At 65.4% G+C, this 25171-nt stretch carries 16 protein-coding genes and 1 riboswitch; of the genes, 11 read left to right on the top strand and 5 right to left on the bottom strand.

All coding sequences use genetic code 11. The features are described from left to right. Nucleotides 1-7 precede the first annotated feature (7 nt). Nucleotides 8-484, bottom strand: a complete 477-nt coding sequence (locus AC1RMD_RS04265) for a Spy/CpxP family protein refolding chaperone (protein WP_492923962.1) — start codon at nt 482-484, stop codon at nt 8-10. A gap of 261 nt (nt 485-745) precedes the next feature. On the opposite strand from AC1RMD_RS04265, the gene AC1RMD_RS04260 reads away from it, so the two are divergent. From AC1RMD_RS04260 to AC1RMD_RS04230, 7 genes are all read left to right on the top strand, one after another. Next, on the top strand, nt 746-2080 hold the full coding sequence (locus tag AC1RMD_RS04260; RefSeq protein ID WP_492923960.1) for an efflux RND transporter periplasmic adaptor subunit: 1335 nt from the start codon (nt 746-748) through the stop codon (nt 2078-2080). Then, nucleotides 2077-5184 carry an efflux RND transporter permease subunit gene (locus AC1RMD_RS04255; protein ID WP_492923958.1) on the top strand — a complete coding sequence of 1036 codons (3108 nt, stop codon included), beginning with the start codon at nt 2077-2079 and terminating at the stop codon, nt 5182-5184. The genes AC1RMD_RS04260 and AC1RMD_RS04255 overlap by 4 nt, the downstream gene beginning before the upstream one ends. Next, complete coding sequence (locus AC1RMD_RS04250; RefSeq protein WP_492923956.1) at nt 5181-8450, top strand: efflux RND transporter permease subunit; 3270 nt, start codon at nt 5181-5183, stop codon at nt 8448-8450. The genes AC1RMD_RS04255 and AC1RMD_RS04250 overlap by 4 nt, the downstream gene beginning before the upstream one ends. Next, nucleotides 8447-9874, top strand: a complete 1428-nt coding sequence (locus tag AC1RMD_RS04245) for an efflux transporter outer membrane subunit (RefSeq protein ID WP_492923954.1) — start codon at nt 8447-8449, stop codon at nt 9872-9874. The genes AC1RMD_RS04250 and AC1RMD_RS04245 overlap by 4 nt, the downstream gene beginning before the upstream one ends. A 136-nt stretch (nt 9875-10010) precedes the next feature. Continuing rightward, a complete protein-coding gene (locus AC1RMD_RS04240; protein WP_492923952.1) occupies nt 10011-12593 on the top strand; it encodes a chemotaxis protein CheB in 2583 nt (860 codons plus the stop codon). Between the two features lie 7 nt (nt 12594-12600). Next, nucleotides 12601-14346: a PAS domain S-box protein gene (locus AC1RMD_RS04235; RefSeq protein ID WP_492923950.1), complete on the top strand. Its 1746-nt coding sequence runs from the start codon at nt 12601-12603 to the stop codon at nt 14344-14346. Between the two features lie 463 nt (nt 14347-14809). After that, nucleotides 14810-16945 (top strand): S46 family peptidase, encoded by a 2136-nt coding sequence (locus AC1RMD_RS04230; RefSeq protein ID WP_492923948.1) that lies wholly within the window; start codon nt 14810-14812, stop codon nt 16943-16945. A 61-nt stretch (nt 16946-17006) separates the two neighbouring features. Here AC1RMD_RS04230 and AC1RMD_RS04225 read toward each other — a convergent pair whose 3' ends face one another. Next, nucleotides 17007-17999, bottom strand: a complete 993-nt coding sequence (locus AC1RMD_RS04225; protein ID WP_492923946.1) for a hypothetical protein — start codon at nt 17997-17999, stop codon at nt 17007-17009. A gap of 221 nt (nt 18000-18220) precedes the next feature. Between AC1RMD_RS04225 and pnuC the strand changes: the two genes are divergently transcribed. The 3 genes from pnuC to AC1RMD_RS04210 are packed head-to-tail and all read left to right on the top strand — an operon-like array spanning nt 18221 to nt 20114. Next, complete coding sequence (pnuC, locus tag AC1RMD_RS04220; RefSeq protein ID WP_492923944.1) at nt 18221-18871, top strand: nicotinamide riboside transporter PnuC; 651 nt, start codon at nt 18221-18223, stop codon at nt 18869-18871. Then, nucleotides 18868-19392, top strand: a complete 525-nt coding sequence (locus AC1RMD_RS04215) for an AAA family ATPase (protein ID WP_492923942.1) — start codon at nt 18868-18870, stop codon at nt 19390-19392. The genes pnuC and AC1RMD_RS04215 overlap by 4 nt, the downstream gene beginning before the upstream one ends. Beyond that, nucleotides 19389-20114: a hypothetical protein gene (locus tag AC1RMD_RS04210; RefSeq protein WP_492923940.1), complete on the top strand. Its 726-nt coding sequence runs from the start codon at nt 19389-19391 to the stop codon at nt 20112-20114. Before AC1RMD_RS04215 ends, AC1RMD_RS04210 begins: the two co-directional genes overlap by 4 nt. On the opposite strand, the gene AC1RMD_RS04205 is transcribed toward AC1RMD_RS04210, so the two are convergent. Beyond that, nucleotides 20111-22264, bottom strand: a complete 2154-nt coding sequence (locus AC1RMD_RS04205) for a TonB-dependent siderophore receptor (protein WP_492923938.1) — start codon at nt 22262-22264, stop codon at nt 20111-20113. The genes AC1RMD_RS04210 and AC1RMD_RS04205 overlap by 4 nt on opposite strands. A gap of 55 nt (nt 22265-22319) precedes the next feature. Next, a riboswitch (TPP riboswitch) is annotated at nt 22320-22419 on the bottom strand. A gap of 166 nt (nt 22420-22585) precedes the next feature. Between AC1RMD_RS04205 and AC1RMD_RS04200 the strand changes: the two genes are divergently transcribed. Next, nucleotides 22586-23098 carry an Imm26 family immunity protein gene (locus AC1RMD_RS04200; RefSeq protein ID WP_492923936.1) on the top strand — a complete coding sequence of 171 codons (513 nt, stop codon included), beginning with the start codon at nt 22586-22588 and terminating at the stop codon, nt 23096-23098. Here the strand turns inward: AC1RMD_RS04200 and AC1RMD_RS04195 are convergent. Both AC1RMD_RS04195 and AC1RMD_RS04190 read right to left on the bottom strand, forming a co-directional pair. Then, nucleotides 23085-23792, bottom strand: coding sequence for a hypothetical protein (locus tag AC1RMD_RS04195; RefSeq protein ID WP_492923934.1), 708 nt, complete (start codon nt 23790-23792; stop codon nt 23085-23087). The two genes, AC1RMD_RS04200 and AC1RMD_RS04195, sit on opposite strands and share 14 nt — an antisense overlap. After that, nucleotides 23792-25159, bottom strand: coding sequence for a sensor histidine kinase (locus AC1RMD_RS04190; RefSeq protein ID WP_492923932.1), 1368 nt, complete (start codon nt 25157-25159; stop codon nt 23792-23794). Before AC1RMD_RS04190 ends, AC1RMD_RS04195 begins: the two co-directional genes overlap by 1 nt. Nucleotides 25160-25171 lie beyond the last annotated feature (12 nt).

The following is a 25171-nucleotide window of genomic DNA, read 5'->3' as shown; positions in this document are numbered from 1 at the left end:
AGGCGGCTTAGCCGTGACGCCCGTGGCGCTCATGCATCCGGCTCAGGTGGTCGGCCAGCTTCTGGCGCTGTGCCGGCGTAAGGGTATCACCTACATCGGCCAGCAGCTGCACGATGCGCTTCGATGCCTGGTCGGCCAGCGTCACGCCCTGCGCGCGGGTGGTTTCCAGCGCGGAGCGGTCGATGGCGGTGGCGGACATCTGTTCGATCAGCTGCTTGTGGATCTGGGGCAGCTGCTCGTGCAGTGGCTTGATGTCGGCCATGGCGGCTTTCACCAGCGGCTCGATCTTGGCCTTCTGCGCATCGGTGGCGTCGACTTCGACATACAGGTGCTTGAGCATGCGCTCCATATGGGCGCTGGCGTCGATGGCGGCGTGTGGCCCGCCCATGCTCATGTGGCGTTCGACAGCGAAGGCGCCGACGCCCACGACCAGCGTGGAACCCAGCAGGAATGCGGCGACGGTTTGGCGGTTAAAGATACTCATGTTTTATCCTCGTTTGGTGAATGTGGGAGACAACGAGGCCAGTGTGCGCCGCCAGCGTGAAGCAGCGATGTCGCGCCGGTAAAGATATGTAAAGCTAGCTTAACGCCATGTACGCGCCAAGTGCCCAAAGTCCTTGATTTGTATCGAGTTTGTAACCTCCGGGGAGCTGCGACAGACAGCGGCAGGGGCCTGTGCTAGAGTCCACGCATTGATCGCCATGGTGTATTTGCCATGGACACGCACGCATAAAAAAGGACTAAGATGGAATCGCAAGCCAAGCCGAGTTTGAACGCCGCCCGACCGCAGCGCAGCCGCCGTTCCAAGGTCGTCGGCAGCGTCGTCGCCGTCGCCGCCATGGCGGGGCTGGGCGGCCTGGCGTGGTACCTGACGCACCAGGCGCCGAGCACCGGTGCGCCCGGTGCGCAAGGCGCCGGCGGTCCTCCCGGTCCTGGTGGTCCCGGCGGAGGCGGCGGTCGGCGCGGTGGAGCGGCCACCACGGTAGGCGTGGCGACTGCCGACAAAGCTGACATTCCGGTCACGTTGGAGGCGCTGGGTACGGTGACCGCCGCGGCCACCACCACCGTGCGTCCGCAGGTATCGGGCATCCTGCAGCAGGTGCTGTTCAAGGAAGGCCAGATGGTCAAGGCCGGGCAGGTGCTGGCGCAGATCGATCCGCGTCAGTTCGAAATGGCGCTGTTGCAGGCTTCCGGCCAACGCCAGCGCGACGAAGCGCAACTGGAAAACGCCAAGCTGACGCTGAACCGCTATCGCACGCTGCTGGGCCAGGATTCGATCGCCCGCCAGGACGTGGACACGCAGGCTTCGCTGGTCAAGCAGCTGGAAGGCACCGTCATGACCGACCGCGCGCAGGAAGGCACGGCCAAGCTCAATCTCGGCTACACCAAAGTGATCGCGCCGATCACCGGCCGCGTGGGCTTGCGCGTGGTCGATATCGGCAACCTGGTGAGCTCCGGCGACGCCAACGGCCTGGCCGTGATTACCCAGCTCTCGCCTATCGATGTGGAGTTCTCGATCCCGCAGGACAGCGTGCCCGGCGTGATGCAGCAGGTGAACGACGGCGCACAGCTGACGGCCATCGCGCTGGACCGCACCCGCACCAATGCGCTGGACAACGGCAAATTCGCGGCCATGGACAACCAGGTCGACGTGCAGACCGGCACCGTGAAGGCCAAGGCGCGCTTCGCCAACGCCAAGTCGACGCTGTTCCCGAGCCAGTTCGTGAACGTGCGGCTGGAACTGCGCACCATCAAGGATGCGGTGATGGTGCCGGTGACGGCGGTGCGCCACGGCGCCAGCGGCGACTTCGTCTACGTGCTCAAGGAAGACAAGACCGTCACCGTCCGTCCGGTCACGCGCGGCCAGGCCACGGTCGACAAAGTGCAGATCGCCAGCGGCCTGCAAGTGGGCGAGCAGGTCATCACCGAGGGCGGCGACCGCCTGAAGGAAGGCGCCAAGGTCACGCTGCCGGGCGCCGGCAAGGGCAAACGCGATGGCGCCGCGGCGGCCGATGGGGCGTCCGCTCCGCATACGGGCGAGCGCCGTCATCGCAAAGAACAGGGCGCGGCACAACAATGAGTCCATCAGCACCCTTCATCCAGCGGCCGGTAGCGACATCGCTGCTGATGCTGGCGATCGTCCTGGCCGGCATCGTCGGCTTCAAGTTCCTGCCGCTGTCCGCGCTGCCGCAGGTTGACTTCCCCACCATCCAGGTGCAGACGCTGTACCCCGGCGGCAGCCCCGAAGTGATGGGGCAGACCGTGACCGCGCCGCTGGAGCGCCAGTTCGGCCAGATGGCCGGCCTGCAGCGCATGAGCTCCACCAGCGCCGCCGGCGTCTCCATCATCACCTTGCAGTTCGGCCTGGGCCAGACGCTGGACGTGGCCGAGCAGGAAGTGCAGGCCGCGATCAACGCCGGCGCCTCGCTGCTGCCGACCGACCTGCCGGCGCCGCCGGTGTACGCCAAGGTCAACCCGGCCGACGCGCCGGTGCTGACGCTGGCCATCACCTCGGACACGATGCCGCTGACCGAAGTGCAGAACGTGGTCAACACCCGCCTGGCGCTGAAGATCAGCCAGGTGTCCGGCGTCGGCCTGGTCACGCTCAGCGGCGGCCAGCGTCCCGCCGTGCGCATCCAGGCGGACACCAACGCCTTGGCCTCCTACGGCCTGGGGCTGGACACGCTGCGCACCGCGATCACCGCCGCCAACGCCAACGGCGCCAAGGGCAGCTTCGACGGCCCGACCCGCGCCTACAGCATCAACGCCAACGACCAACTGGTGACCGCCAAGGATTACAAGGACCTGATCCTGGCCTACAAGAACGGCGCCCCGGTGCGCCTGGCCGATGTTGCCACCGTCAAGGACAGCGCCGAGAACGTCGAACTGGGCGCATGGTCCGGCAACAAGAAGGCCATCATCCTCAACGTCCAGCGCCAGCCTGGCGCCAACGTCATCGCCACCGTCGATGCGATCAAGTCCCGCTTGCCGGAACTGCAAGCCGGCCTGCCGGGCGCGATGAAGGTCGAGGTGCTGAGCGACCGCACCACCGGCATCCGCGCCTCGGTCGAACACGTGGAGATGGAACTGCTGCTGGCCGTGGTGCTGGTGGTGCTGGTGATCTTCGCCTTCCTGCACAGCGTGCGCGCCACCGTGATCGCCAGCCTGTCGGTGCCGATTTCGCTGATCGGCACCTGCGGCGTGATGTATTTGCTCGGCTATAGCCTGAACAACCTGTCGCTGATGGCGCTGACCATCGCCACCGGCTTCGTGGTCGACGATGCGATCGTCATGATCGAGAACATCGCCCGCTACATCGAAGAGGGCGAAACGCCGATGGCCGCCGCGCTCAAGGGCGCCAAGCAGATCGGCTTCACCATCATCTCGCTGACGGTGTCGCTGATCGCCGTGCTGATTCCGCTGCTGTTCATGGGCGACGTGGTGGGCCGCCTGTTCCGCGAATTCGCGATTTCGCTGGCGATCACCATCCTGATCTCCGCCGTGGTGTCGCTGACGCTGGTGCCGATGATGTCGGCGCGCTGGCTCAAGAGCCACGCCGAGGAAAAGCCAAGCCGCTTCGCCCGCCGCTTCCAGCAGTTCTTCGACTGGGTGATCAACCACTACGACCGCTCGCTGACCTGGGTGCTGGCGCACGCCGGCCTGACGCTGCTGGTCGCATTGGGCACGATGGCGCTGACGGTGCTGCTGTACGTGGTGATCCCGAAAGGCCTGTTCCCGACCCAGGACACCGGCCAGCTGCAAGCGCGCTTGGAGACCGGCAAGGCCGTCTCCTACGCCAAGATGGCGGACTTGCAGCAGCAGGCCGTGCGCCTGATCCTGGAAGATCCGGATGTCGGCACGCTCAGCTCCGTGGTTGGCGTGGATGCCGCCAACAATACGATGCTCCACACCGGCAGCATGCTGATCAACCTGAAGCATGAACGCGTCGGCAGCCAGCAGGAGACCATGGACCGCCTGCGCCAGCGCGTGTCCCAGATCCCCGGCCTGACGCTGTACCTGCAACCGACCCAGGACTTGACCATCGACGCCGAATCCGGCCCGACCCAGTTCCGCGTGTCGATCGAAGGCGCGGACAACGCCACCGTCAACCAGTGGGCCACCAAGCTGGCGGAGCAGATGCGCACCAGGCATGAGTTGCGCAACGTGGTGTCGGACGTCGGCGCCAGCGCCAACGCGGCCTACGTCAGCGTGGACCGGGACAGCGCCTCGCGCATGTCGATCACCGCCGCCTCCATCGACGACGCCTTGTACAGCGCCTTCGGCCAGCGCATCGTCTCGACCATCTTCACCGAGACCAACCAGTACCGCGTGATCCTGGAAGCGCGCCGCGACGACATCACCACTCCGGCCGACCTGGGCAACCTGCAGATCCGCACCGGTTCCGGCAAGGCCACGCCACTGTCGGCGGTGGCCACCATCAGCGAGCGCGCCGCGCCGTTGCAGGTGACGCACGTGGCGCAGTATCCGGCCACCACGCTGGGCTTCGACACGGCGCCCGGCGTGTCGCTGGGCACGGCGGTGGACTCCATCAAGCAGGCCGCCGCCGAGATCAAGTTCCCGGCCTCGGTCACGCTGACCTTCCTCGGCGCGTCCGGCGCCTACCAGGCCTCGCTGTCGAACCAACTGTGGCTGATCCTGGCCGCCGTGATCTGCGTCTACATCGTGCTGGGCGTGCTGTATGAGAGCTATATCCATCCGCTGACGATTCTGTCGACGCTGCCGTCGGCCGGCGTCGGCGCCTTGCTGGCGCTGCTGGTCAGCGGCCAGGACCTGGGCGTGATCGGCATCATCGGCATCATCCTGCTGATCGGTATCGTCAAGAAGAACGCCATCATGATGATCGACTTCGCCATCGAGGCTGAGCGGGAGCAGGGCAAGCCGCCGCGCGAGGCGATCCACCAGGCCGCGCTGCTGCGCTTCCGCCCGATCTTGATGACGACGCTGGCCGCGCTGTTCGCCGCCGTGCCGCTGATGCTGGGCTGGGGCGAGGGCTCCGAGCTGCGTCGTCCGCTGGGCCTGGCCATCTTCGGTGGCTTGATCGTCAGCCAGATGCTGACCTTGTACACCACGCCGGTGATCTACCTGGGCTTCGACAGCCTGGCGCGCCGCGTCCGCCGCAAGCTGGGCAACCCGCCGGCGCCGGTTGAAGGTGGTGCGCTGTGAATCTGTCGTCACCCTTCGTCAGGCGTCCGATCGCCACCGTCCTGTTGACGTGTGGCCTGGCGCTGGCCGGCATCGGCGCGTTCTTCGTGCTGCCGGTGGCGCCGCTGCCGCAGGTGGATTTCCCGGTCATCTCGGTCAACGCCAACCTGCCGGGCGCCAGCCCTGCGACCATGGCCACCAGCGTCTCCACGCCGCTGGAACGCCATTTGGGCGTGATCGCCGGCGTCAACGAGATGACGTCGCAATCGAATACCGGTTCGTCCAGCGTGACCTTGCAGTTCGACTTGAACCGCAACGTCGACTCGGTCGCGCGTGAAGTGCAGGCGGCGATCAACGCCAGCCGCGTCGACCTGCCGGCCACGCTGCGCAGCAATCCGACCTACCGCAAGGCCAATACCTCCGGCATTCCGGTGATGATCCTGGCGCTGACGTCGGACACCCGCACGCCGGGCCAGATCTTCGACGCCGTCTCCAACACCGTGCTGCAACGCCTGTCGCAAGTGACCGGCGTGGGCGACGTGGAACTGGGCGGCAGCTCGCTGCCGGCGGTGCGGGTCGAACTGAATCCGTATGCCTTGAACCGCTACGGCCTGTCGGCGGAAGACGTGCGCGCGGCCATCCAGGCCACCAACGCCAACCGCCCACGCGGCGCCTTGCAGGGCAACGGCCGCCGCTTGCAGATCTATTCCGTATCGGCCAACGCCACGGGCGGACGCTCCGCCGCCGACTACCGCAACCTGGTGGTCGGCTGGCGCAACGACACGGCGATCCGCCTGCAGGATGTGGCGCAGGTGATCGACGGCGTGGAGGACAACAACAACCTCGGCCTGTTCAACGGCAAGCCGGCGATCATCGTCATCCTGCGCCCGCAGGCCGGCGCCAACGTCATCGAAACCGTCAACAGCGTGCGCGCGCAGCTGCCGCTGTTGCAGGCGCAGTTGCCGTCGGACGTCAAGATCGACGTCGCCAGCGACAGCACGAATTCGATCCGCTCGTCGCTGAAGGAGATCGAGATCACGCTGATCATCTCCATCCTGCTGGTGGTGCTGGTGGTCAGCGCCTTCCTGCGCAGCGTGCGCGCCACCATCGTGCCGGCGGTGGCGACCATCGTCTCGCTGCTGGGCACCTTCGGCGCCATGTATCTGCTGGGCTTCAGCCTGAACAACCTGTCGTTGATGGCGCTGACGGTGGCTACCGGCTTCGTCGTCGACGACGCCATCGTGGTGCTGGAAAATACCACCCGCCATATCGAGGCCGGCATGGACCGCTTCGAGGCGGCGCTGCTGGGCGCGCGCGAGGTGGGCTTCACCGTGCTGTCGATCAGCCTTTCGCTGATCGCCGTGTTCATTCCGCTGCTGTTCATGGGCGGCCAGTTCGGCGCGCTGTTCAAGGAATTCGCCATCACGCTGTCGGCGGCGGTGATGATATCGCTGGTGATCTCGCTGACCACCACGCCGATGATGTGCGCCTGGCTGCTCAAGCCCGGCCATGTCCACGCCAAGCCGCCGGGCCCCGTCGCCCGCTTCTTCGAGCGCGGTTTCGACTTTATCCTCAAGGGCTACGAGCATAGCCTGGACTGGGCGCTGTCGAGCGTCTGGCTGGTGATGCTGAGCCTTGTGTTCGTGATCGGCCTGAACTTCTACCTGTTCGCGGCGATACCCAAGGGCGGCTTCCCGCAGCAGGACACGGGCCAGATCAACGGCGGCATCCGCGCCGACCAGAGCATCTCGTTCCAGGCCATGCAGGGCAAGCTGAAACAGCTGGTCGACATCATCAAGGACGATCCCGATGTCGCCACGGTGGTCGGCTTCACCGGCGGCCGTCGCGCCGGCGGCGGTTTCATGTTCATCAACCTGAAGCCGGCCAACCAGCGCAGCGTGGCCGGCCAGGCGGTGATCGCCCGCCTGCGTCCCAAACTGGCCAAGGTGACCGGCGTGAGCCTGTTCCTGAGCCCGGTGCAGGATCTGCGGGCCGGTGGGCGCCAGGCCAATTCGAACTACCAGTACACGCTCAAGAGCGACAACCAGGCCGATTTGAAGAAGTGGGCCAGCCGTCTCGCCGATGCGATGAAGGGCCAGAAGGCGCTGACCGATGTCGACACCGACCAGGCGGACAACGGCGTCGAGACCTTCGTCACCATCGACAAGAACAGCGCCTCGCGTCTGGGCCTGTCGGCACGCGACGTGGACAACGCCTTGTACAACAGCTTCGGCCAGCGCCAGGTGGCGACCATCTATTCTGAGCTGAACCAGTATCACGTCATCATGGAAGTGCCGCGCGAGTTTGCCAAGAGCCCGGAGGCGCTGAAGGATGTGTATGTGCCGTCGAAGGGCCTGCCGGCGCCGAGCGCCAGCAATCCCAACGGCGCACCGGTGGCGCTGACTGCTGCCGGCAGCACCAGCACAACCAGCGCCACCCCGGCCAACGTGGCCGCACCGGCGGTCAAGGATGCGTCGTCAGGTTCCGCGCTGAGCACCAAGGCCACCACGATGGTGCCGCTGTCGGCGCTGGCCAGCTTTGCCGAAAGCTCGGCGCCGACCTCGATCAACCACCAGGACGGCGAACTGGCGACCACCATCGCCTTCAACCTGCAACCGGGTACCAGCCTGTCCGAGGCGGCAGAGCAGATCAAGGCGGCCGAAGCGGAAATCGGCATGCCGAACAATGTGCGCGGCAGCTTCCAGGGCTCGGCCAAGGCCGCGCAGGACAGCAACAAGTCGCTGCCGCTGCTGATCCTGGCCGCCATCGTGGTGATCTACATCGTGCTGGGCATCCTGTATGAAAGCCTGGTGCATCCGATCACCGTGCTGACCACGCTGCCGTCGGCGGGCGTGGGCGCGGTGCTGGCGCTGCTGATCTTCAAGATGGAGTTCTCGACCATTTCGCTGATCGGCATCTTCCTACTGATCGGTATCGTCAAGAAGAACGCCATCCTGATCATCGACTTCGCACTGGAGGCGGAACGCTCGCGCGGCCTGACGCCGTTGCAGGCGGTGCGCGAAGCGTGCCTGCTGCGCTTCCGTCCGATCCTGATGACCACACTGGCCGCCGCACTGGGCGCGCTGCCGCTGGCGATCGGCTTCGGCGAAGGCTCCGAGCTGCGCCAGCCGCTGGGCGTGGCCATCATCGGCGGCCTGATCGCCAGCCAGGTACTGACGCTGCTGACCACACCGGTGGTCTACATCCTGATGGACAAACTGCGTCGCCGCGGCAAGTCCGAACAACATTTAAGCCGCATCCACAGCGAAGCGCCAAGCACACCATGAACACATACGCACCATCCTTCCGCTACTCTCTGATCGCGCTGGCGGCGCTGTTGGCCAGCGGCTGCGCGGTCGGCCCGGCCTATCAACTGCCGTCCACGCCGCAGCCGTCGGCCTACAAGGAAACCGCCAGCCAGGCCGAGAAGGTCGCCGCCGGCTGGACCGTCGCCGCGCCGGCCGACACGCTGGAACGCGGCCCGTGGTGGCAGCTGTTCGGCGATCCGCTGCTGAACCAGATGGCCGACAGCATCGAAGTCTCGAACCAGAACGTCGCCGCCGCCGTCGCCAGCTACGCGCAGGCACGGGCGCTGGTCGAGCAGCAGCGCGCCTCGCTGTTCCCGTCGGCGACACTGAACGGTAGCGCCAACCGCTCCGGCGGCGGTGGCGACACACCAACCGGCAACCAGTACCGCGCCAACATCGGCGGCAGCTGGGAGCCGGACGTCTGGGGCAAGCTGCGCGCCGGCGCCAACAACGCCAAGGCCGGCATGCAGGCCAGCGCCGCCGAACTGGCCGCCGCGCGCCTGTCGGCGCAGGGCGAGCTGGCCACCAACTACTTCTCGTTGCGCCAGACCGACGCCCAGAAGGCGCTGCTGGACGCCACCACCGAAGGCTACGCGCGCGTGCTGCAAATCACGCAGAACCGCTTCGACGCCGGCATTGCCGCCAAGTCCGACCTGCTGCAAGCGCAAACCCAACTGGCCAACGCCCGCATCGACCAGGTCACCTTGGGCCGCCAGCGCGCCACGCTGGAGCATGCGATCGCGGTCCTGCTGGGCAAGGCCGCCAGCGATTTCGCGCTGCCGCCGGCGCCGTGGAAAGTGGTGGTGCCGGACGTGCCGACCGGCGTGCCGTCGACCCTGTTGCAGCGCCGCCCGGACATCGCCGCCGCCGAGCGCCGCGTGGCCGCCGCCAATGAGCAGATCGGCGTGGCCCGCAGCGCCTACTTTCCGAGCCTGAACCTGACCGGCTCCGTCGGCTACGGCTCCAGCTCCACCGGCGGCTTGTTCAACGCTTCAAACAGCTTGTGGTCGCTGGGCCTGTCGGCGGCGCAGACCTTGTTCGACGCCGGCGCCACCAAGGCCCGCGTCAGCGGTGCCGAGGCGCAGCGTGACGCCGCCATCGCCCGGTACCGCCAGACGGTGCTGAGCGCCTTTGCCGACGTCGAGAACCAGCTGGCCGCGACCCGCGCGCTGGCCCAGCAGCAGGACCTGCGCAAGATCGCCTCCGAGGCGGCCGACCAGGTCGAGGCGCAGATGCTCAACCGCTACCGCGCCGGCCAGGTTGGTTACACCGACGTGGTCACCGCGCAGAACACGGCATTGGCGGCGCGCCGCGCGCTGGTGCAGTCGCAGGCCGACCGCCAGACCACGGCGGTGGCGCTGATCCAGTCGCTGGGCGGCGGCTGGCATGCGGCAAGCGAGTAGGGCGGTGTAGCGCGGGCGACACAGTTTGGTGTTTGGGTGCGGTGTTTGTATAATCATCTGGCAAGATGTAAACAAATACCACTTTTTCCGAGACGCCTGACCGCCGGGGCAGGGTTGTTCCGGCGGTCGGCTAGCTATGATGACGAAACAAACCGCTCACGCATCCGCTGTCGCCGCCATCGACGTCCCGAAGGCGAAGCCCGCCCACGGCCTGGTGCCGGTGGTGGGTATCGGTGCGTCTGCCGGCGGCCTCGATCCGATCTGCGAATTCCTGGTCAGCGTGCCACCGGCCAGCGGCTTCGCCTATGTCGTCGTGCAGCACCTCGATCCGACCCACAAGGCCATGCTGCCGGAACTGCTGCAACGCGTTACGCGCATGCCGGTGCATGAGATCGAGGACGGCATGCCGGTCGAAGCCGACCATGTGTATGTGATCCCGCCCGGCCGCGACCTCGGATTCGATGGCGCCAACTTCGCCGTGCTGCCCGCTTCCGGTCCGCGCGGCCACCACTTCCCCATTGATGGCTTCTTCCACGCGCTGGCCGCGCGCAGCGGCGAGCACGCGGTGGCCATGGTTTTATCGGGCATGGGCGCCGACGGCACGCGCGGCTTGGCCGCGGTGCGCGAGGCCGGCGGCCTGACGCTGGCGCAGCAGCCGGCGTCGGCGCGCTTCGATCCGATGCCGCTCAGCGCCATCGCCGCCGACGTGGTCGACATCGTGGCGCTGCCCGGCGACATGGCGGCCCACGTGGTGGGCTGGTGGAACAGCCAGGAGCCCACCCTGCCGGCGCAGGCGGTAGCCCAGCGCGACGCGCTGCAACAGCTGTTTCAGCTGCTGTTCAAGCAGACCGGCGCCAATTTTTCCGACTACAAGCTCAGTACCGTCTTGCGCCGCATCGACCGCCGCATGAAGCTGCGCCAGTGCGCGACGCTGACCGCCTATGTCGGCTTCTTGCGCGACAATCCGGCCGAAATCGACCTGCTGTTCAAGGAACTGCTGATCGGCGTGACCAATTTCTTCCGCGACCCCAAGGTGTGGGACTACCTGATGGCGACCGCGTTGCCGCAGCTGCTGCAGGCCCATCCGGGCGGCGCCGCTTTCAAGGCCTGGGTGCCGGCCTGCTCGACCGGCGAGGAGGCGTACTCGCTGGCGATCGCCTTCAACGAGGTGCTGGAGCGCGTGCGGCCGGCGGCGCGCTACACGCTGCAGATCTTCGCCACCGATCTCGATGACGACGCCATCGACCGCGCGCGCCTGGGCGTGTTCGGGCCCAATATCGAGGCCGAGATCCAGCCTCACCTGCTGCAACGCTACTTCATGCCGGCCGAGAAGGGCGGCTACCGCATCCGCAAGGATGTGCGCAATACCATCATCTTCGCGCGCCAGAACGTCATTTCCGACCCGCCGTTCACCAAGCTCGATATACTGTGCTGTCGCAACCTGCTGATCTATTTCACGGCCAAGCTGCAAGAGCAGTTGATTCCGTTGTTCCACTATGCGCTCAAGCCCGATGGGCTGCTGATGCTGGGCAGCGCCGATACGCCCGGCCATTTCAACGAGCTGTTCGCGCCGATGTCCAGCGCGGGCCGCATATACCGCCGCCTGGATGCGTCCATCCATCGCGTCGCCAACTATTTTCCGACGCGCGTCAACAGTGTGTCCGTCCCTACAGCCAGCGAGTCTCATCCACCATCCATGAACGGTAATCTCCAAACACAGGTCGAGCAGCAACTGCTCAAGAAGCATACGCCGGCCGCCGTGCTGCTCAATATTCATGGCGATATCCTGTACATCCACGGCCGCACCGGCGCCTACCTGGAACCGGCCGCCGGCAAGGCCAACTGGAACATCCATGCGATGGCGCGCGAGGGGCTGCGGCACGAGCTGGCGGACCTGATCAAGCGCGCGGCGCAGGGCGAGGGCGTGATCGCCGTGCGCGGCCTGATCCAGCGCGACGACGCCGGCAAGCCGTCGCAGGCGCTGGACCTGACCGCCGAGGCCATGCCGGACAACGGTCCCTTGTCCGGCGCCGTGATGCTGACGCTGGCCACGGTGCCGCTGCCGGCGGAAAAGCGCCGCGCGCGCTCCACCAATCCGTATGTGCTGGAGCTGGAACAGCAACTGGCGCAGGCGCGGCTGGAGATCCAGGCGGTGCGCGACGAGATGCAGGCCTCGCGCGAGGAGCTCAAGTCGGCCAACGAAGAACTCCAGTCCACCAACGAGGAGCTGCAATCGACCAACGAAGAACTGACCACCTCCAAGGAAGAGATGCAGTCGCTGAACGAGGAGCTGTACACCGTCAACGCCGAGCTGCAATCGAAGGTCGACGACCTGTCGGTGGTGAACGGCGACATGAAGAATCTGCTCAACAGCACCGACGTCGCCACCATCTTCCTCGACGGCGAGCTGCGCATCCGCCGCTTCACGGACCAGAGCACGCAGATCTACAAGCTGATACCGGGCGACGTGCACCGGCCGCTGAGCGACATCGTCAACGATTTGCAGTATCCCGAGCTGGAGGCCGACGCGCGCGAGGTGCTGCGCACACTGGTGTTCCGCGAGCGCCAGGTGCCGACCAATAGCGGCGGTTGGTATACGGTGCGCATCATGCCTTACCGGACCGTGGACAATGTGATCGATGGCGTGGTCGTCACCTTCATCAACATCACCGAGTCGAAACTGCTGGAGGCTCAGCTACGCTCGATACAGAAAGGATAGGCCCAGCATGAAAAAGCGCCAGCGTCCTGAACTCGATCCCGTGCAGCTGCGCCAGATCGCCGAACTGACGGTGGCGGCGCTGCCGAAAGTAAAGCCGCCGGCCGACGGCGCCGGCAGCGATGAACTCAAGCGCTGGCATGAACTCCAGGTCAGCCAGATCGAGCTGGATATGCAGAACCTGGCGCTGGCCGAGCTGCAGATCGAGCGCGACCTGGCCGAGGAGGGGCGCGAAAGCTACGCCGCGCTGTACGACCAGGCGCCGGCCGGCTACCTGTCGCTCGATGCCGACGGCCGCATCACGCGCGCCAACCACGCCGCCGCCGTGCTGTTGGCGCGCCCGATGTCCGAGTTGGCGGGCCGGCGCTTCGAACAGTTCGTGGCGCCGCAGTCGCAGGCGCTGTTGCGTGGCTTCCTGCTCGACCTGCTCGACAGCGGCGGGCGCGGTGTGCTGGAAGCGCCGCTGTTCGATTCCTACACCCGCAGCGCCATGCGCGGACTGCGCCAGGTCCGCATCGAAGCCAATATGGATGCGGCGGGCCGTTCCTGCCGCATGATCCTGACCGACATCGGCACCGAGGATGTGCGCGAGGATGCGCGGCGGCGCGCCTTCCAGGTACTCGACAGCATCAACGAGGCGGTGCTGGTGTGCGACGCCGAGCAGAATATCGTCTTCGTCAATCCCGCCTTCAGCACGCTGACCGGCTATGCGGTGGAGGAGGCGCTGGGCCGCAACCCGCGCTTCCTGGGCCGCCCGGGCGCCCATCCGGTCGGCTATCACGCCGAGGCGCTGCGCTGCCTGCGCAGCTACGGCAGATGGCAGGGCGAGGTGTACAACCGGCGGCGCGATGGCACGCCGTATGTGGCCTCGATGTCGCTGACGGTGGTGCGCGAAGACGACGGCTCGATCAGCCATTTCATCGGCGTGTTCTCCGACGTCACTGCGCGCCAGCAGGCCGAAGCGGCGCTGTTGAAACTGTCGCGCGAGCTCGATGCGCGGGTCGCTTCGCGCACCGCCGAACTGACCGAGGCCAATCGCCAGCTGATGCTGGAGGTGGTGGAGCGCAAACGCACCGAGGCGGCGCTGCACGAATCGCGCGAGCAGTTGCGCAAGCTGGCCGAGCACATGGAGACGGTCAAGGAAAGCGAACGTACCCGCATCGCGCGCGACATCCACGACGAGCTGGGACAAAACCTGATGGCGCTGCGCATCGACATCTCCATGCTCAGCGTCCGCACCAGCGAACGCCATGCGCGCCTGCATCAGCGGGTGGATGCGGTGCTGGAGAACGTCGACACCACCATCAGCAGCGTGCGCGGGATCATGAACGAGCTGCGGCCGGCGGTGCTGGACCTGGGCTTGCAGGCGGCGCTGGAATGGCAGGTGGGCGAGTTCCGCAAGCGCAGCGGCCTGGCCTGCTCGCTGACGCTGCCGGACGACGGAGTGTTCGCCGTCATCGCGCCGGAGATGGAAATTGTACTGTTCCGCAGTTTGCAGGAGGCGTTGAGCAATGTGCGGCGCCATGCGGGCGCCAGCCGGGTCGAGGTGCTGCTGGCGCGGCGCGACGGCCGGCTGGTGTTCAGCGTCAGCGACAACGGCGTCGGCATCGCGCCGCAGCACCGCGACAAGAACGAGTCGTTCGGCTTGATGGGCATGGCGCAGCGCGTGGAATCGCTGGGCGGGCGGCTCGATATCGGCCAGTATGCGCCGGGGAGCGGCTGCACGCTGACGATGGACTTCGAACTGCCGGCTTGACGATTGGAGCTTATGCGTATGGGCGTCGAATATAGACATTTTGTGGTGGTGGACGATGCACACTGGCGTCCCCAGGGCGACACGGCGGCCAGAGTCGAAGCGGTGCTGCGCGAGTGGTCGCACATAGACGGGGCTGGGCATACGATAGACCTCTCGGCGCCTCAAGAAAATCGCAGTGACACGTCGAACAGCGCGGCTTATCCCGGACCGGGAGTCGCGTTCGTCTATCTCCTGCCTTGGCTTCTGGCGAGGCGGACTCCTGCTGACCTTTGGCAAGGACCTCCCCGCGTTTAGCGAAAAGGTACAAGCACTTCCTTCCCGCGAATTTGTCGCCGCGATCAGTGCCGCGCTACGCGGACAGCTGGTCGAAATAGGCGAGTTTTACTGACTGGCGTCCTCAGGTCTAGCCCGAGCTCCGCAGAAGGAATATACTGCCGCCAGAACTCAAACTGGGGTGTATATCTTGTTAAAATATCTAGTACTTCCGGTGGCCCTGATGGGCGCTGCTGCGGCCCAGGCCGACGAAGGCCAATGGCAGCCATACCAGCTGCCGCAGCTGAAATCCGAATTGAAGCGCATCGGCATCACCATCCCGGCCGAGAAATTGTCCGATCTGTCCAAGCATCCGATGAGCGCCATCGTTTCGCTGGGCGGCTGCTCGGCGTCGTTCGTGTCGGACGCCGGCCTGGTTGTGACCAACCACCACTGCGCGTACAACGCGATCCAGCGCAACGCCACCCCTGAACACAACTACATCGTCGACGGCTACCTGGCCAAGACCCGCGCCGAAGAGCTGCCGGGTGGCCCGAACACGCTGGTCTACGTCACCGACAAGGTCGAAAACGTCACCGCCCGCGTACTCAAAGGCGTCAGCGACACCATGAGCGGCAAGCAGCGCCACGAGGCGGTGGAAAAATCGATCAAGGCCCTGATCGCCGAATGCGAGAGCGACAAGTTCTACCGCTGCTCGGTGCCGGCCTTCCACCGCGGCCTTGAGTACTACCGCATCCGCCAGATGATGATACGCGACGTGCGCCTGGTGTACGCGCCGGCCGACATGATCGGTAACTTCGGCGGCGACATCGACAACTACGAATGGCCACGCCAGGGCGGCGACTACTCCTTCCTGCGCGCCTACGTGGGCAAGGACGGCCGTCCGGCCGATCCATCGCCGGACAACGTGCCTTACCACTCCAAGGACTTCCTGGTGGTCTCCGCCGCCGGCCTGAAAAACGGCGATCCGGTGCTGCTGGCCGGTTACCCTGGCCGCACCAGCCGCTACAAGCTGCCGTCGGAAGTCCGCGCCGCGCGCGACTTCGCCTATCCGGCCAAGGTGGCCGAGATCCAGGCGGACCTGGACGTGATCGCCGCCGCCACCAAGGGCAATCCCGCCGCCGCCGTGCGTTACGCCAGCGTCGACAAGGGCATGAACAACGTGATGAAGAAAACCCAGGGCCTGATGGACGGCTTTGCGCGCAAGGACATCGCCGCCATCAAAGACGTGCAGGACGCGGAGTTCCGCGCCTGGTACGCCAAGCAGCCGGGCGTATCGAAAACCCTGCTGACCGAACTGGATACGGTGATCGCCGCCGAACTGGCGCTGAGCGACGAGGAATTCGGTTACAGCGTCGTCACCACCGGCGACCTGCTGAAGAGCGCCGCCACCCTGTACCGCCTGGCGCGCGAAGGCGCCAAGCCGGATGCGGAACGCGAGACCGGCTTCCAGGAGCGCGACCTGACCTTCATCAAGGCCCGTCTGAACCGGCTGGAGCAATCGTATGTGGGCAGCGTTGACCAGGCGCGCCTGGTAGCCGCCTTGCAGCGCTACGCCAAGCTGCCGAAGTCCATGCACGTCCTCGGCATGGATGCGCTGCTGCCGGCCGTCGATGCGGTGCCTGCCCTGTACGCCAAGTCGTCGCTGGGCGATACCGCCAAGCGCCTGGCGTGGGTGGGCAAGGACGCCGCCGCGCTGGCCGCGTCGGACGACGCCTTCCTGCAACTGGCGGTCAAGCTGGATGGTGTGACGCAGTCGCTGACGGAGCGCCGCAAGGAACTGGACGGCAACCTGGAACGCGTGATCCCGCAATACATGCAGGCCGTGATCGCGTGGAAGAAGTCGCAGGGCAAGCCGGTCTATCCGGATGCGAATTCGACGCTGCGCGTGACCTACGGCACGGTGTCGCCTTACTCGCCTAAGGACGGCATCACCAAAGGTCCGTTCACCACGGTCGAAGGCATCGTCGAGAAGAACACCGGCAAGGATCCGTTCAACGCGCCGAAAAAGCTGCTTGATGCGATCAAGGCCAAGCGCTACGGCCAGTTCAAGGATCCTGTCCTGGGCACGGTGCCGGTCGACTTCCTGACCAGCGCCGACACCACCGGCGGCAATTCCGGCTCGGCGGTGATGAACAAGAACGGCGAGTTGATCGGCCTGAATTTCGATTCGACCTACGAGTCCATCACCAAGGACTGGTACTTCGATACCGCCATCACCCGCGCCATCCACATGGATATCCGCTATATGCTGTGGGTGATGTCGGAAGTGGATCACGCCGACAACGTGCTCAAGGAAATGACCATCAAGTATCGCGCCAGGTAAGCGGCGCCACGGACATGAAAAAGAACGGCGGACTTTCGGGACCGCCGTTTTTTTTTGTTGCTTAGCGCGGATCGGCGCAGTTGCGCGATGGATTGGCCACGCTGCACTTCCATTGCCAGCGGACGTTTACCTGTTCGGCCAGATTGGCGGTGAAGGTGACGCCGGGCGAGGTGACGCTCAGCGTGATCGCATTCCCGGTCAACTGCAGCGGCGGCTCGTTGGTGCCGAACACCGGCTGCAGATTGGCGCCGCCGCCCAGTGTCAGCGTGATCTGGCTGTTGGCGATCACATAGGGCATGTTGTTCCGCAGGTACTGGCCGATCGGGAAGCTGCCGCCTGGATAGTTGACTACTTTGTCGGCCGGGATCAGGCGGTTCAGGCCGACCAGCCAGTTCTGGTCGGGCAGGAAGAAGAATTTCCGCGTCACGCTGGACAAGCCGTCCTGGATGGCGCTGGCGATGCCGGCATCGACCATGCCTTCGACCTTGTTGATCAGGATGTTGCCCAGTACCGGCAGTATCCAGCTGAGGTTGGAGTCGCAGTCGGTGGAGGTCGACAGGTTGCCGGTGATGCCGACCTTGTCGGTCGGGATCACGCCATCTGCAGTGCCGAACTGCGCCGTGACCTTGATGTCACTGTATGTGGTGGTGTTGATGCAGCTGTAGTTGATCACGCCCCATTTGGTGCCGCTGTAGGTGGCCTTGACGCTGTAGCTTAGGCCGCTCATCGTCACAAACACTACGCCGCTGGCGTCGGGACGCAGAGTGATGGTGGGATAGCCGGTGACGGCTCCGCCAGCAAAGTGCGCGCCGCCGCCGTTGATGGCGTTGGCCGCTGCTGCGTTCAGGCCGGATTCGATGCGGTGCGGGGTGTACTGGGCATCGACGATCAGTGCGCCCAGCGGGCCGTTGGCGTTGCGGTTTTCCGAATAGGACAGGCTGCCGTTGTTGAGGCTGACCGAGGCGATGTTCTGGCCGGTTTTGACGACGGGAATAAAGTCGGCGTGGGCTGCGCCGGCAGCCAATGCTGCGGCGAGAAACAGGATTTTGCGCATTCTGGACTCCAGAGAAATTGAGGGATGTTGCTATTTTATGGTGCCATATAGGCAATGACAAATCAATAATAATAAAAAATTAGTAATATTTTTTCTATTGAAATGAGTGGGCGAGCGCAACCGCAGGCCGCCGCTAAATCTTGCTTATTCAGCAGAAAACTCGCATACTGCCGCGGCGATATCACCCACCCTTGGCGGCCGCCACGCCGCACCCACAGACGATGAACGATCCCGTAGTCCTGCTTGGCCTGGCCAACGCGCCTCTAGTCCTGTTTGGCCTGGGCACCACCCCTCTTGAACTGCTGGGCTTCGTGCTGTCGGTGGTGACGGTCTGGTTCAACATCCGCCAGCTGCACTGGGCCTGGCTGTTTGCCATCCTGTCGTCGGCGATTTATGGTTTGGTCTTTTACGAAGCCCGGCTGTACGGCGACATGGCGCTGCAACTGGTGTTCATCGCGGTGTCGGTCTGGGGCTGGAAGCAATGGCTGGGCGGCGTGCCCAGCATGGCCGCTGAGCTGCCGGTGACACGGCTGGATGCGCGCGGCGTCTGGATTTCCGGCGCCGGCTGGCTGGCCGGCTTCGTGCTCCTGTGGGGCTACCTGTCCTGCTACACCGATACCGATGTGCCGAAGGCCGATGCCTTCCTCACGGCCGGCAGCCTGCTGGGGCAGCTGCTGCTGTCGCGTAAAAAGGTCGAGAACTGGCATGTCTGGATCATCGTCGACGTGCTGTACGTGGCACTGTACCTGCACAAGCACCTGGTGCTGACGGCCGTGTTGTACGCGGTGTTCGTCGGCATGGCGGTGATCGGCCTGCGCGCCTGGAGCAACGACCATACGGATGGCCGCAACGGCCGCATGGCGCTGGAATGAGCGCGCAGGCGCCGCTGCGGGTGGCCGTCCTGGGCACCACGTCGTCCGGCAAGTCGACGCTGGCGGCGGCGCTGGCCGAGCACTATCAAACGCTGTGGGTGCCCGAGTACCTGCGCGAGTTCGTCGACACCGAGGCCCGGATACCGGTGGCGGCCGACCAGTTCCACATCGCCGAGACGCAGCGCGACCGCGAGGACGCCGCCGCGCCGCGCGCCGGCAAGTATCTTTTTTGCGACACGGCGCCACTGATGACGGTGGTCTATGGCCGCCATTACTTCGGTGGCTTCGACCAGCAACTGGCCGCGCTGGCGGCCCGCCATCAGCAGGACTACGCTTACACGCTGGTGATGGCGCCGGACATTCCCTGGGTGGCCGACGGCTTGCAGCGTGAATCCGAGGAAGTGAGCGTCATCATCAATCGCATGCTGCTGGACGAGCTGGCGGCGCGTGGGATACCCTATCTGCTGGTGTCGGGCGATCCCGGCGAACGACTATCCCAAGTGGAGCGGCATCTACCATGAAGCAACGGTTGGCGGCGATATTGATGTGTGTGTCCCCGCTGGCGTTGGCCGATACCGGTTACTACCTGGTCTCCACCTACGATGTGGAAGGCCAGGCATCCCTCGACTACAAATACTGGAACGCCCACTACAAGGGCCGCACCGCGGCGGCGCCGGAAATCGGTATCGGCTACGGCGTCACGTCGCGCTGGTACACCGAGGTCTACGCCAAGTGGTTCAAGATGAACGGCGGCGCCGCTCATTGGGTGGAGACGGCCTGGCAGAACGACTACCTGCTGACGCAGGGCCAATACGACTTCGACCTGGCGCTGCACACCAAAGTGGAAAAGGCGCGCGACAACGCCGGCGGCTACGCGTTTGAATGGGGCCCGGTGCTGCAAACGGAAATCGGCCGCACGCAGTTCAACGCCAACCTGTTCTTCCAGCGCGACTATCGCGTGGCGCCGGGCGGCGGCGAACATCCGATGGAGCTGACCTACCAGCTGCAGGTCAAACATAACTGGAAGCCGTGGCTACAGCCTGGCGTGCAGGCTTTCGGCGAAGTGGGGAAGTGGAACGACTGGCTGCCATACCGGCAGCAGTCGCACCGCGCCGGGCCGGCGGTGTTTGGACACCGCGATATCGGCCGGCAGGAGATCAAGTACGAATTCGCTTACCTGGTCGGCAGGAATTCGGCACGCGCAGCGAAGAGTTTTTCGATGCGCGTGCAGTTGATCTTTTAAAGGTCGAACTGGGCCGACACGCGGAAGGTGCGCGAGGCGCCTGGCATCAGATAGCCACCCAGGTCCGGCGTGACGTCGCGCCAGTAGAACTTGTCGAGCGCGTTGTTGACGCTGGCGCGCAGCGTGGTCTGGACGCCGCCGATGCGGGTGGCGTAGGCTCCGCCCAGGTTCAGCACATGGTAGCTCGGCACGAACACCTGGTTCGTCTGGTCGAACGCCTTCTTGCCCGAGTAGATCCAGTTGGCGTTGACCGACAGGCCGGTCACTTGCGGCACCGCGTAGTCGGCGTAGACGGTCGACTTGAATGCCGGGACGTTGGTGACGCGCTTGCCGTCGAGTTTCACCGAGCCGGTGTCGCGCTGCTGCGAGTTGAGCGTGGTGGCCGATACGCCCACCGTCAATTCACGCGAGGCGCGGCCGTTCAGGGCCATTTCCAGGCCACGGTGCTGCGCCTGGCCGTTGTGCACAAAGTAGTTCTGGACATCGGTATATTCGAGGCCTTTGCGGATCTCGAACAGCGCGACGCTGGCGCTCAGGTCAGGACGGATATCAGTCTTGACGCCCACTTCGACCTGCTTCGACTTACCCGGCGCCAGCGCGCGGCCAGGGTTCTTGGTGCCGATCGGCGCGACGCCGCCATGCTCCAGACCCTGCGCATACGAGGTGTAGACCGAAACGTTCGGACGCAGGCTGTACACCAGCGCCACATTCGGCAGCCAGAAGCCGACGTCGGTGTGGGCGTCCGGCAGCATTTTGTCATTTTCGTCCGGGCCGACATATTCAACGCGCTTGACCTGTACGTAGCGCGCGCCGGCGTGCAGCTTGAGCTGCTCGTTGATGTTCAGGATGTCCTGCGCGAACAAGGCGCGTTCGTTGTCGCTGCGGCGCTCGGAAACCGGTTTGCTGGTGCCGCCGTTCGGCGCCACCATGATCGGGTGGTAGATGTTGCTGAACGCGTCGCCTTTCGGGCCGGCCTGGGTGTACAGGTAGTCGCCCCATTTCTCGCTGTTCTTGAACAGCGATGCGCCGCCGGTGAATTGGTGCTTGATCGTGCCGGTGCTGAACTTGCCCTGCACCAGCGCCTGCACCGTCAGCGGCGATTTCTTTTCGCCCAGGCTGACGTAGTCGTAGACGTCATAGTCGCCGTTGTCGCAGTAGCCGGGGTACAGGCCTTGCGCGCCGCAGCCGTAAGGGAAGGCGGTGTAGTCGTCGCGCTTGAACTGGTGCTGGTTGGCGCTGACGGTGGTGCTCCAGTCCGGCGTGAACTTGTACTCGAAGCGTACGCCGATATTGCTGCTGCTGGTCTCGACCGGACGGCTCCACGGCTGGTTGTTGAGCATGGTGTCGGCCGGGATGTTCGGCAGCGTCTCATTGTTCAGCAGCTGGAAGCCGGGCGCGGTCACTTGCGATTTCTTCTGGTAGTCGGCGTCCACTTGCAGCAGCGCCTGCGGCGAGATCTTCCAGTCGAAGGCGGCCGAGATGAACTTGCGGTTGCCGTCGGCGCCCTTGATGTATGAACGCAGGCGCTCGGCGGCGGCGTTGAAGCGGTAGCCGAAGCGCTGGTCTTCAAAGCGGCCGCCCAGGTCGACGGCGCCGTACAGCGTGCCGCGTTCGCGTTCTTCCAACACCACGGTGCGCAGCGGCGTATCGGTCGGGCGCTTGGTGACGTAGTTGACGATGCCGCCCGGCGCCGAGACGCCGGCTTGCAGGCCGGACAGGCCTTTCAACACTTCCAGGCGCTCCTTGTTTTCCAGCGGAATCTGGGTGTCGGCCGAGATGGCCATGCCGTCCTTGCGGTAGCTGGAGGCGTTGTCCAGCTTGAAGCCGCGGATCGAGAACTGCTCCGAATAGCCGACCGCGTTGTAGGCGTCGCCGATGCTGGCGTCGTAGCGCGCGGCGTCGGTGGTGGAGCGAATTTGCAGGTCCAGCATCTGCTGCGAGGTCAGCACGCTGACCGAGGCCGGGGTTTCCAGCAGCGTCGCGTTGGAGAAACCGGCCACACTGGCGCGGCTGGCCTGTGCGCGGGCGCCGGTGATCACCACTTCGGGCATGGCTTGCTCGGCGGCGGAGGTTTCGGCGACGGCGGCGCCGGGAAATGCCTGGAGTACCGCCAGGGCGATGGCGGAAACTGCGAATCTTGGTGTGTTCATGTGCTCTCTCTTTTGTTCTTGGCTGGGAGCCGCGAAGAGAGCCATCAAAGGAGGGGAGAACTACTTTGCGCTTTCCTTCGCTGGCATTATCCAGATCAGGTACGAAGGGTATCTCTCACCCGGCAGCAAAAGCTCCAGGACCCCTAGCGAGGCGCTAGTGTAGCACATGCGGTGCCGTGCGCCGCGATCCGCGCGGCACCGCTACACTTGCGGTTTGCGCCACAAGGCGCCAACGAAGCAGACACAGCTTTTAACGGAGGCGCCATCATGTCAGTACATTTTGGCGACACTCTGCTGCATCGTGCAAGTGAAAGGGCAGGAATGAGGCAGTCGTATCAAGAAGGAAGCTGGTTCGCCATACCGTTGCTGGATGGCGGCTATGGCTGGGGCCTGGTGGCGCGTTTGTCGCCGGGCAGCAAGATCATGCTGGCGTATCTGTTCGGGCCCAAGCTGCCGCGCTTGCCGTCGCTGGAGGAGCTCAACACGCTGCAACCGCAGGACGCGGTCAAGGTGCTGCGGGTGGGCGACATGGCGCTGGCCAGCGGCCACTGGCGCGTGCTGGGCGATATCGTCGACTGGAATCCGGCGCTGTGGCCGATGCCGCAGTTCCTGCGCCGCGCCGACTCGCTCAAGCGCGCCTGGCGCGTGACATATTCGGACGCGGACCCGAGCCGTTCGGAGCGCGAAGAGTCCGTGCCCTACGATACGCAGGGCCTGGAGACGGATTCGCTGTACGGCTATGGCTCGACCGAACTGTTGCTGACCAGGCTGCTGGAGCCGCAGGATCACCCGATCAACCGCAGCAGCAACGACAGCAGCGTCAGTCGCAGCTGACGTTCCAGGCCGCAAACTCGCCGCGGTGCTTGCGCACCGCGACGCGGGCGATGGTGTCGCGGTCGCTTTCAAATACCAGGCTGAACATCACGGGCGCGCCTGTCACCGGCGCCGCCGGCTCGATCGCGCGCAGCGTGAAGGGCAGGGCGCGCTGGCGGATGCATTGCGAGTTGCCGGCGAACAGCAGGCGCGCGCGGCCCAGCAGTTCAGGATACTGGCGCAGCAGCGCCACCACGTCTTCCGGCGGCAGCGCCTGGTCCATCAACACCGTGTGCCGGGCGGCGCTGCAGATGGTCTTGGGCTGGGCCAGCCACACATGCCAGCTCGGCAGCTGGGCCGACTCGCTCCAGCGCTCATCCTTGGGCGCCTTGGCGTCGTAGATAAAACTCGATTTGATTTGCCGGCACAGGTCGACCGCCGAATGGCGCGGCGCCGAATCGACGCGCGCCACCACCTGCCACGGCTTGCCGCGCTGGCGCTGGATCTCGAACTCCGGCGCGAACAGCGGCGGCACCGGGCGCGCGCCCCTGGATTCGGCCAGCATCTTCTGGCGGAAGTAGTCGTCGAAGGAGCTGCGTTCCTCGTCGCTGGCGGCGCGCTGCTCGATGCGCGGCGGCGCGGCCGGCTTGGCCGGTTTGATGGCGGCGGCCGGTCCCGCCGCCGCCAGCAGCACGGCAAAATACATGGCCCGCATCAAGCCGCCTTCATCACGATCTGGATCAGCAGGCCGCCGCCGTCGCGGTTGCGCACGTGCAGCTCGGCGCCGTGGCGCAGCATCACGCGGTCGACGATGGCCAGGCCCAGGCCGGCGCCGTTGGCCTGGCCGCGCGCGGTGTCGAGCCGGGTGAAGGGCTTGAGCAGTTGCTCGATCTGGTCGTCCGGCACGCCGCTGCCGTGGTCCTGCACTTCGACGATGACGCGGCGCGAGGTGTGCATGCCTTTCGTGCTGCACTTGATGTCGATCTCGGACAGTTCGCTGCCGGGCGTCTTGCCGTAGCGGCGGGCGTTCTCGATCAGGTTGTTGATGACGCGCTTGATGTCGGTGGCGTTGCCCATCACGTGGGCGTTGGCGACGATGTCGGTGGTGATGCGCACGTCCGGCAGGCGGCCGGCTTCATGCGCGGTGTCCTGCAGCAGTTCGCTGAGGTCGACGTTGATGAAGCTCGATACCTCGGTCGGCTTGGCGTAGTCGAGGAACTGGCCGATGATGTCGTCCATCTGGCCGATGTCGGACTGGATGCCCTCGCGTGCCTCGTTCGACAGGTTGGCCATCTCCACTTCCAGCTGCATGCGCGCCAGCGGCGTGCGCAGGTCGTGCGAGATGCCGGCCAGGATCACGGCGCGGTCCGATTCCACCTGCTGCAACTGGATCACCATCTGGTTGAAGCTGCGGTTGGCCTCCATGATCTCCATCGCGCCTTTTTCCGGCAGCGGGTCGGGCCGCTTGCCCTGCGCGAAGGCGCGCGTGGCCTGCGTCAGGCGGCGCAGCGGCAGGTTGATCAGGCTGGAGATGAAGGCCGCGCCCAGCAGCGACACTACCGACACCACGCTGGCCCAGCCCAGCCACTGGATGCCGGTCAGGCCGCGGATGCGCTCGCGTTCCAGCATCAGCCAGTAGGCGTCGTCGTCGATCTTGAAGCTGACCCAGAAGCCGGCCACGCCGTTGACGCGCGCCGAGAAGCGGGTGTCCTCGCCCAGCTTGGCCTTGACCAGCTTCTGGATGTCGGGCATCAGCGCATTGTCGGGCGGCGGATCGACCTTGTCGTCGTCCTCCAGCGTGAACACGCGGATGCCTTCGTTGGACACCAGGTCGAACAGCAGCTCGCGCCGCAGTTCGGGCGCCGAGTGGGTGAGGGCGGCATGGGTGATGGTGACCACCGAGATCACCTGCGAGGAGATCTGCTGCACCTGCGGCTCGTGCTGCACCGCGCTGATCATGCCGACCCAGGCGGTCATGCTGGTGGTGGTCAGCGCGCCCAGCAGGAAGAAGGTGCGCCAGAACAGGCCGCTTTTCAGGCTGGCGGCCCTAAACGTAAACGGAAACTTCGACGGAAACTTCATGCGCACGCCCGC

Source organism: Duganella sp. GW822-FHT06D06 (genome assembly GCF_058799615.1).
The sequence above is the reverse complement of the archived record's forward strand: the minus strand, read 5'-3'. Positions and strand labels throughout refer to the sequence as shown.